Origin of the sequence: Noviherbaspirillum sp., from assembly GCF_035944575.1 — a bacterium.
GTDB lineage: Bacteria > Pseudomonadota > Gammaproteobacteria > Burkholderiales > Burkholderiaceae_D > Noviherbaspirillum.
On sequence record NZ_DASZBA010000003.1, the window covers coordinates 1 to 8,825 of the forward strand.

Consider the following 8,825-nt stretch of genomic DNA (forward strand, 5'->3'; position numbering starts at 1 on the left):
CGATGCCGGCAGGTTGAACGTCACCCGTCCCGATGCGGTGCGGGTCGATTCGACGGCCGTATAAGTGCTGCCGTTGGTGGAGAATTCGGCCACGCCGACTTCGCCGGTATCGAGCCCGGAGGTGGTGCGGTCGAAGCTCAGGCGCAGGCCGGTGAAGCCGACCGTGCTGATGGCGGAAGAGGTGATGGCGCCGTCGGTGCAGCCGTAGCAGCCGGACAGGACGGCTGCGCCGGTGCTGGTGCTCACGCTGCCGGCAGCGGTGAACTTGCCAAGGCCGGTACTGAAGCCTTCCTCGAAAACCGCAACCTGCGCCTGCGCGGCTGTGGAACACAACAAGCCGGCGGCGATCAGGCCGATGCCTGCAATGTTCTTCGCTTGGCTTGAAGCAGTGGAAGAGGTCGCGCCCGCGCCTCCAAGAATGTTGGATAATTTCAAATTCGTCTCCGTCCAGTCAATTGGTTATGTCGAATCACCGCACTGCCTGGGGCAACGCGGTCTGAATGCTTGTTGTTATGGGACAGCTTGGCGGCAAGGTATGCCGTTTAAGGCGAGGGCGGGTGGGCCCGGAGAAGCTTGATGAAACGCATGCTTAATGCGTGATGAGACATTAAACTCCATCTGTCTCATTGTCAATGCGAAGCGGTTGATTTGCATCAAACCGGCGTTAAGGCTGATTTCAATATCTGGTGTGCGGCGCACCAAACTAGGAAGTACATTGCAGGCAGGCTTTGCTTGCACATAAAGGAAACACATGGCCGATTCTCGACTTGCTGCAACACGGCAAAGCAAACCGCCTGAAGCAGGCAAGCCCACGCGGGACGATCTGATCGCGCTCGTGAAGACCACCCTGATCGAAGGCCGAAGGCTGGACATGGTGGCATTGGCCACCGAACTGGGCATTGGCCGCGCAACGCTGTACCGCTGGGCCGGCGACCGGGAGCAATTGCTCAACGAGGTATTCGGACATTTTCTGCAGGATACCTTCCAGTGGATCGAATCGAAGCTGGAAGCGCAGCATCTGCGTGGCGCGGACCTGATTCTCGGCTGGGTCGATTACATGATGCGCGCACTGAGCAAATCCCCGCCTGTCCGGAGCCTGCTGCGCAATGAGCAGGACCTCGCCCTGCGCATCATGATGGGGAAGGGCAAGGAAGCCACATCGATGCAGGCCATGGTCCTGCACAAGCTTGACAGCGTCATCCGGCAGGAAGTCGCGGCGGGTCGCTATACCCCGCGCCTGGACCCGACCATGCTGGCGCAGATCGTGATCCGGCTGACGGACGGCATCTACAGCGACATGCTCGGCGGGGCCGAAGTCGAGCATGCGGAAGTGCTGCGCATCGTGCGCGGGCTGCTCGACGGCACCAGTGCGCCTTGATGGCGGATCACAGCAGCAGGAATCCCGCCGCCACGGCAGTCGGCAGCAGCGCGCCCGCCAGCAGTCCGCCGATACCGATCGCGCCGTCATTGAAGCCTTCCTTGAGCAGAGCAACGCCCGCGGGGTTGGGCGCGTTCGCGATCACGGTGAGTCCGCCGCCTGCCACCGCGCCCGCCACCAGCATGTACTTCGCTTCGTCGGATATTCCCTCGATCAGCGACCCCAGGTAAGTCAGCGCGGCATTGTCGGTGATCGCCGTCAGCCCGAGCGCGCCGAAAAACAAGGCCGTCGGCTCGAGGCTGGAGACGATCGGTTGCAGCCACCATTGCTGCATCCCGCCCAGAACCACCAGGCCGGCAAGGAAGAAGCCGACCAGCAATCCTTCCTTCAAAATCAGCGGGCTTTGGTAATGCGCGTAGGCATGGGTAAATCCCAGGAAGAAAAGAAACACGCCGAGAAAAATCACCGGATGATGAGCGAACACCACGATCGCGGCGAGGAACAGCAGATGTATCCCGCTTACCGTTGCCGGCACCTTTACCTGGCCTTCACTGGTGATGTCAGCCGTCACGTCCGATAGATGCGAACGCAGCATGAAGGTGACGACCGTGGCGTTGATCACCACTGCGATCGCTGACTTCCACCCGAAATTGGCGGCCATGAATGCGGTGTCCCAGTTCCAGGTCGCTGCCACCATCAGCACCGGCGGGGCGGCAAAGGACGTCAACGTTCCTCCGATGGACACGTTCACGAACAGCACGCCGAGAGCACCGTACTTGAGCCACTCCGGAATGCCGGGGCGGAACACCAGCGGGGCCAGCATCAACGCGGCGAGCGTCATGGCGGCAGGTTCGGTGATGAACGAACCGATCAGCGGTACCAGGGCAAGGCAGAGCCACACCTGGGCAACGGCGGTGCGGACCGGGGAGACCCGTGCGAGAGAAGCGATCAAGGCCTTCACGGCTTCCAGCACCGGCCTGGATGCCGCCACGACCATGATGACGAACACGAACAGCGGTTCGGTGTAGTGGCGGGATTCGACATACTCGATTGCCGGCTTGCCGCCACCGAGCACCGCCATGAAGACGATCAGGACCGCGGCCCACAGTCCGAAAACAATCTCGATCTCGCCCAGCAGATGGAACAGCCCGGCATGCCTGGTGCTCCGGTCCGCAATACGCTCGAATGATTTGGCTGCAAAGGTATGCACGAGCGCCAGCGCGAAAATAACTGCCGCAATAAGGTTGATAGTGTCCATGTTCAATGATGTTCTTGGAATGGTTGGAACGTTGGTAAAAGCCGGTACCGGGCGCCGGCCGTCAATGGGAATGCCATGGGCGAAGGGCCGCCACTATGCATTTCAGCGGAAAACGGAGAGGATGGCGGAGCGCGGGTTGATGCCTGATTGATAAGGCCGGCGAACCGAAAGAAGAGCCGGAGCCGCGTTGAACATGTGGCGCCGGCAAGTGCGATTGGTGTGCGTACGTACATGGGTCGTAAGGAAGCCGCGAGGCGGCCCGACCGTCGCTGAACCTGCCACACAAGGAGTGTGAGCACCCGACCCGGAGTATAGCGCATTGGAGAAAGGCTCAGAAAACCGTGATGCCGGGAAAGGCCGCTTGGCATCACAGTAATGATTCTCTTTGCAGGATCAATCCCTCAGGAAATTCTTTCCCTGCAATCGATGTAGTCGTTGCGCCGCTTTGTGACAACAGGAAAGTAAGGTCCGGACCCGATTCACTGTCCGGTTGAACATAGGCGGTCGGCGACCTTCAAACATTTGCCTTACCATTTGCAGGGTTATCGGCCTGCGCATCACGTCCATATCGGAACGAAGCGGCGCATGCCCGATATCGAATTTCAAATCGTATTTAAAATCAATGGAGACAAGATGGCTCATTTCGGCGACTACCAGAATGAAATTTACCTGGCCGGATTACATGGTGTGATACCGCGCGTGCCGGTGGACTTTGCGACGCTCGAAGCGCGCGCCACCGCGGCCATGCCGCCTTCGGTGCTGAACTATGTACAGGGCGGATGCGGCGATGAAACAACGCAGGATCGCAATGCCGAAGCGTTCAGCCACTGGGGCATGACGCCGCGCATGATGGTCGACTGCACGAAGCGCGATTTGTCGATTGAATTATTCGGATTGAAGTTGCCCAGCCCGCTTTTCATGGCCCCCATCGGCGTGACGGGTATCTGCACCCAGGACGGCCATGGCGATATCGCCGCCGCGAAAGCATCCGTGCTTACCCGGGTGCCGCTGGTTGCATCGACATTGTCCAACGATCCGCTGGAAACGGTGGCGCAGACGCTCGGCGACATGCCGGGCTTCTTCCAGCTCTATACGCCAAGGGACAAGGCATTGGCGGAAAGCCTCGTGCATCGTGCGGAGGCGGCAGGATACAAGGGCATCATCGTGACGCTGGATACCTGGGTGACGGGCTGGCGTCCGCGTGATCTCAACACCGGCAATTTCCCGCAGCTGCGCGGCCATGTACTCACCAACTACACCTCGGACCCGGTCTTCAGGGCCATGCTGGGAGACGCGATCAATGATCGCGCCGCGGTCGTGCAGCGGTGGGGCGCAACCTTCGGCAAGGTACTGACCTGGGACGACATGGCCTGGCTGCGGTCCCTGACCAAGCTGCCGCTCATCCTGAAGGGAATCTGCCATCCGGAGGACACGCGGCGTGCGATCGACACCGGCGCTGACGCCATCTATTGCTCCAATCACGGCGGACGGCAAGCCAACGGCGGCATCGCCGCGATCGACATGCTGCCGGCCGTGGTGGAGGCGGCGGGCAATACGCCGGTGCTGTTCGATTCCGGCATACGCACCGGATCCGACGTGGTAAAGGCGCTGGCGATGGGCGCACGGGCAGTGGGCGTCGGCCGTCCGTATGTCTACGGGCTGGCGCTCGACGGCGTGGAAGGCGCCGCGCATGTGCTGAAATGTCTGCTGGCGGAGGCCGATCTCATGATGGCGGTGAATGGCTATCCGACCATCGCCGATGTAAGAAAGGCAGGCGTCACGAGGCTGTGACGCATTATGCGGCGGTCATGCCGCCGCATAATGGAAAAATGATGTTTCAACCGCCCCGGGAGGCTGGAACATCGGCGCGCGTGTTACGGCAAATCGGCGACGTACTCGCGCAATTTTGCGCACGCAGCTTCGTCGCCGAGCTCTTTGCGCCATTTGGAAAATTCGATGAAGCTGTGGGTTCCGGTTGCGTTGGCTGCCACTTCGACGACACGGATGACCGCATCGGAAAGCGCCGTGTTCAAGGCATTGATGCAGACAAAGGGAATGTCTTTCGTGCCTTCCTGTGTCTTGACCAGATTCAGCAAATCAAACATTCTGCCTTCGTCGAAATGCAGGCCGCAAAGTATCGCATCGAAGTGCTTGATTTCAATCTGGTACGCGGCATCGGCGAACGACGTGCTGTCCGTTATATCGAATGCGTCGCCAAGAGCAAGGCGCAATGCAGAAATCATGTGCGGTTCTTCTGCAATGAGTATCGTTTTTGGTTTCATATCCATGCCCGTTCAGTCGGCCGTACGAATGGCTCTCGCGACAAAGCATAATAGCATTTTGTCAATGGCGTCTTTTTGCTTGAGTCGAAAACGGGTAACGAACAGGGCGACGATGATTGCGCCGATAACGTGCAAGTGTGCAAGGTCCCGGCCATGCCCTGTCCACGTCATTGCATCCGGCGCATTTCATCGCTCTTTTTTTCGCAGACTTAACGGCACAGGGTGCTAGGCAACGCCCTTGACTGAGGAATCGCTGCCCGAATTCAGCCACCAGCCGGCAAAATCAGCCAGATCAACGTGCTTTGAGTGCACATTCTCCAGTGCAGGCCCAACGTTCGGACTGCCGTTGGGCTCCCTCAATATCAACGCTGCATGCACATGCGACGGGATGCCCTCGAAGTAGGGCAGGTAGTCGTCCACGAAGGCGACAGGTCGAAGCTCCGACAGAGCCTTCACCTTGGGGCTGCTGCCGTAGAGCGAACTCGGCGTGGCGACGATGCGCTCGATCGGGAAGCCGGCATCACGAAGGTTTCTGAGCCGGGCGTCTTCGAATTCCTTCTGGATCGCGGTGACGCAGACAAGCTCGTAACCGGCGTCCACCAGCCGGTGGCATGCTTCCACCGCACCGGGCAGGGCGGGCAACGACGACCAGTGGACGTGGTCGAAGCATGCACGGAAGCGTTCGAGATCATCACCCGTCAGGCGGCGCACGGCGTATCGATCCAACGCCCAATACGCCTGTGGATCGATGATGTCCGGCAACACGCCGAACGCGCGCTGCCATGCGAAACGATAAGCGGTATGGTAATCAAGCAGGACGCCGTCCCCATCCAATGCAATAATTTTCTTTACCGGCATAAATCCTTTTCCTTGTAGACGTCTTTCGATTTTCTTGCGAGGACGCATATGTTACGCATAAGTTGGCAACCAAGTGGCCGCAAGCGCTTCTACAGCGTTTGACATGACCATTTGCATCAGACTACAGACTATTGCAGGAGTAAAAGAAATCTTTCCCTTGCTGCTCAAATTGATTTTCCGTGCGCCGAAAATCGCCGGCGTCCTCCTGCTGCTGGCGCTGGTGGCGTTGGCTTCCTCCATGAGCTACGCCGGCTTCCTCGTCGTGGGTGTCGTGTCCGATTACTTCGGCACGGGCCGTGTCGTGGCAGGTCTCCTCTTCGGTATCCTGTTCGCCCGGCTTCCTCTGGTGCGCCAGGGAAAACTGCGCACTGTCGGCCTGCTGCCGAAGCCTGCCAGGCTGCCGGTGATCGTTGCCTTGCTGGCATTCTGCCTGCTGACCTATCTTTACCGGGGCGCGTTGGTGCCGGTTGTGTTTCTCGGTTTCGCCATCTGCTTTCTTCTTGCCTGGCCGCGCATCCGGAAGATGGCCATGGATCGGGCGCTTTCATCGATCTTCGGATCGTTGTTCAAGCCGGGGCGACCGCGGCCCGCCGACGAGTCGATCATCGACGTCGAGTTCCGGGAGAAAAAAGACCGATAATGCGTTGCTCGCCATGTTGAATAACAGCAAAGAAGCGCATGGCGATCCGGCCTGTTTTCACCCCTGGACGATACGATGCATACTCGCCGCATGGCACTGACCGCCGAAATGGTGGCGCTTGTTCACCAGACAATCGACGATCCCGGCCCTCGTCCCGGTGTCACCTACCAGTCCGACGACGATTACGACACCATGGTGGAAAACCTTCTCCGCACGCATCCGAAGGGAGAAGATGCCTGGCTGTTCGCATTCGGCTCCCTGATCTGGAAGCCGGAATGCGCGTACCTGGAGGAGCGCTGCGGCACGGCATACGGCTGGCATCGCTCATTCTGTTTCCGGATCCTGAGTCATCGCGGCACGCCGGAATGTCCCGGGCTCATGATGTCCCTCGACCGCGGCGGCCAGTGCAAGGGCATGCTGTTCCGCCTGTCCGGCGCGACGCTGCGCGAGCAACTGAACAAGATCTGCCGGCGAGAAATCACCATCAAGCCGGTGAATACGGTAGCGCGCTGGATAACGGTGATCAGCGACGGCATCCCATTCCAGGCCGTCGCCTTCGTGATGAACCGGAAATCGCAGGCCTATGTCGGCAAACTGGAGCCCGAGCACATCGCGCAAACCCTCGCCAGGGCCTGCGGACACTGGGGCTCCGGAGCCGAATATCTGTTCAATACGGTATCGCGGCTTGAAGAACGGGGCATCCACGATCGTTATCTCTGGCGGCTGCAGCAACTGGTCGCGGAACGGATTGGCAAAGAATGATGTCATGCGGCTTGCACAACCAACCCTGGAATTTGAATGGATAGTCATATCGCACCCGTCGAACTGAAGAAAGCCTACCGGCTGCTCAACCACGGCCCTACGGTGCTCGTGTCCGCGCACCATGACGGCGTCGACAACGTCATGGCGGCGGCTTGGGCCTGTGCGCTGGATTACGCTCCGCCCAAGCTGACCGTGGTGCTGGACAAGTCCGCCAGGACGCGCGGGCTCGTCGAGCAGAGCGGCTCCTTCGTCATCCAGGTTCCGACGGCGGCGCAACTCGTGTTAACGCACACGCTGGGCACCGTGAGCCTGTCGGAACAGCCGGACAAGCTGGAACGATCGGGTGTAGAGCTGTTTCGCATCGAGGGATGCGAGCAGCCGTTCGTTGCCGGATGCTCGGGCTGGCTGCAGTGCAAGCTTCTGCAGGAGCCGCACAACCAGCAAGCCTACGATCTGTTCATCGGCGAAGTCATCGGAGCGTGGGCCGACACGCGCGTCTTCAGGGAAGGGCACTGGCATTTCGACCAGGCCGGGCCGGCATGGCGGAGCCTCCATTACATCGCCGGCGGACAATTTTATGCCATCGGCGATTCGCTTTCGGTGCATGACGGGAAGCAGTGAACCGGCGAAGCGCGCAGGCGGTCCGCGGAGCGGGCCCGGCCTATTGATTCTCTATCGTGGCCACCAGCTGATCGAGGCTGATCGGCTTCTTGAGATGCGCATCGAAGCCGCTTTCCATCGCTTCGCGTTTGTCCGCGAGCTGGCTATAGCCGGTATTGGCGATCAGCCTGATGTGTGCCGTCAGTGCCGACGATTTCAGCCGCTTCGCGATGTCATATCCGGACATGTCGGGGAGGTCGATGTCCACGAGCATGACATCCGGACGCTCCTCCGCTGCGCGGCGCAAACCTGACTGCCCGGTATCGGCGCTGGTCACCCGGTAACCGAGAACCGACAGCATCCCGCACATCATTTCACGCACGTCGTCGTTATCTTCGATCACCAGCACGCTGACATTTGCGTTGATGCGCTGCCCGGGCTTCGTCTCCGGGGCCATCGGCACGCCGCTGGCAACCGGAAAACGTATGGTGAAGGTGCTGCCGCGCCCGGTTCCTTCGCTTTCCGCCTTCAGCGTTGCGCCATGCTGCACCGCCAATGCATTCACCACCGCCAGACCGACTCCCAGCCCGCCCTTCATGCGGCTGGACACCGGCCCCTGCACGAATACCTCGAAGGCATGATCGAGCAATTCCGCCGACATGCCGATGCCCGTGTCCGTCACCGTGAACACGGCGTCGTCATTTTCACGGCGAACCGCGAGGGTGATCGCCCCGCCTTCCGGCGTGTACTTGACGGCATTGTCGAGCAGGTTCGTAACCATCTGTTCAAGCCGCGTGGGGTCCGCGTCGATCATGACGGATTCGATATGGGCGCTCACCTTGTGCGAGGCGGTCGCACCCCTCGCTTCAAAAGCATCGACACACTGCCGGACGGTCGCACCGAGATCAATCCGTACCCTGGACAAGGCGATCTTCCCGTTCAGGATGCGATGCGCATCGAGCAGTTCATCCACCAGGGTGTTCAGGTGTCCGGTCTGGCGGGCGATGATCTGCTGCGCGCGCTGCCTGGTTTCCGGACTCGATCCTG

10 protein-coding genes are annotated in these 8,825 nt (G+C 60.1%); 5 read left to right on the forward strand and 5 right to left on the reverse strand.

Annotated elements, in window-relative coordinates:
* Positions 1-435, reverse strand: a 435-nt coding sequence (locus VGU61_RS00070) for a hypothetical protein (RefSeq protein ID WP_326857036.1), incomplete at its 3' end; no start/stop codon positions are given.
* A gap of 316 nt (positions 436-751) precedes the next feature.
* Between VGU61_RS00070 and VGU61_RS00075 the strand changes: the two genes are divergently transcribed.
* The gene (locus tag VGU61_RS00075) at positions 752-1,378 is read left to right on the forward strand and encodes a QsdR family transcriptional regulator (protein ID WP_326857037.1); all 627 of its coding nucleotides are present in this window, start codon (positions 752-754) and stop codon (positions 1,376-1,378) included.
* A gap of 7 nt (positions 1,379-1,385) precedes the next feature.
* On the opposite strand, the gene VGU61_RS00080 is transcribed toward VGU61_RS00075, so the two are convergent.
* A complete protein-coding gene (locus VGU61_RS00080; RefSeq protein ID WP_326857038.1) occupies positions 1,386-2,636 on the reverse strand; it encodes a putative Na+/H+ antiporter in 1,251 nt (416 codons plus the stop codon).
* Between the two features lie 633 nt (positions 2,637-3,269).
* On the opposite strand from VGU61_RS00080, the gene VGU61_RS00085 reads away from it, so the two are divergent.
* On the forward strand, positions 3,270-4,427 hold the full coding sequence (locus VGU61_RS00085; protein ID WP_326857039.1) for an alpha-hydroxy-acid oxidizing protein: 1,158 nt from the start codon (positions 3,270-3,272) through the stop codon (positions 4,425-4,427).
* Between the two features lie 83 nt (positions 4,428-4,510).
* Here VGU61_RS00085 and VGU61_RS00090 read toward each other — a convergent pair whose 3' ends face one another.
* Both VGU61_RS00090 and VGU61_RS00095 read right to left on the reverse strand, forming a co-directional pair.
* Positions 4,511-4,924: a hypothetical protein gene (locus VGU61_RS00090; protein ID WP_326857040.1), complete on the reverse strand. Its 414-nt coding sequence runs from the start codon at positions 4,922-4,924 to the stop codon at positions 4,511-4,513.
* Positions 4,925-5,143: 219 nt separating this feature from the next.
* Positions 5,144-5,776 (reverse strand): HAD family hydrolase, encoded by a 633-nt coding sequence (locus VGU61_RS00095; protein ID WP_326857041.1) that lies wholly within the window; start codon positions 5,774-5,776, stop codon positions 5,144-5,146.
* Positions 5,777-5,933: 157 nt separating this feature from the next.
* Between VGU61_RS00095 and VGU61_RS00100 the strand changes: the two genes are divergently transcribed.
* The 3 genes from VGU61_RS00100 to VGU61_RS00110 all read left to right on the forward strand — a co-directional run bounded on the left by VGU61_RS00100 (position 5,934) and on the right by VGU61_RS00110 (position 7,799).
* Entirely contained in the window at positions 5,934-6,416 is a 483-nt protein-coding gene (locus VGU61_RS00100; RefSeq protein ID WP_326857042.1) for a hypothetical protein, read from the forward strand.
* Positions 6,417-6,491: 75 nt separating this feature from the next.
* Positions 6,492-7,178: a gamma-glutamylcyclotransferase gene (locus VGU61_RS00105; RefSeq protein WP_326857043.1), complete on the forward strand. Its 687-nt coding sequence runs from the start codon at positions 6,492-6,494 to the stop codon at positions 7,176-7,178.
* Between the two features lie 36 nt (positions 7,179-7,214).
* Complete coding sequence (locus VGU61_RS00110) at positions 7,215-7,799, forward strand: flavin reductase family protein (RefSeq protein WP_326857044.1); 585 nt, start codon at positions 7,215-7,217, stop codon at positions 7,797-7,799.
* A 40-nt stretch (positions 7,800-7,839) separates the two neighbouring features.
* Here VGU61_RS00110 and VGU61_RS00115 read toward each other — a convergent pair.
* Positions 7,840-8,825 (reverse strand): ATP-binding protein (locus VGU61_RS00115; RefSeq protein ID WP_326857045.1); only part of this gene is annotated, 986 nt, incomplete at its 5' end.

Coding starts and splice junctions, on each gene's coding strand:
- VGU61_RS00075 (WP_326857037.1), top strand. CDS start 752: ATGGCCGATTCTCGACTTGCTGCAACACGGCAAAGCAAACCGCCTGAA.
- VGU61_RS00080 (WP_326857038.1), bottom strand. CDS start 2,636: ATGGACACTATCAACCTTATTGCGGCAGTTATTTTCGCGCTGGCGCTC.
- VGU61_RS00085 (WP_326857039.1), top strand. CDS start 3,270: ATGGCTCATTTCGGCGACTACCAGAATGAAATTTACCTGGCCGGATTA.
- VGU61_RS00090 (WP_326857040.1), bottom strand. CDS start 4,924: ATGGATATGAAACCAAAAACGATACTCATTGCAGAAGAACCGCACATG.
- VGU61_RS00095 (WP_326857041.1), bottom strand. CDS start 5,776: ATGCCGGTAAAGAAAATTATTGCATTGGATGGGGACGGCGTCCTGCTT.
- VGU61_RS00105 (WP_326857043.1), top strand. CDS start 6,492: ATGCATACTCGCCGCATGGCACTGACCGCCGAAATGGTGGCGCTTGTT.
- VGU61_RS00110 (WP_326857044.1), top strand. CDS start 7,215: ATGGATAGTCATATCGCACCCGTCGAACTGAAGAAAGCCTACCGGCTG.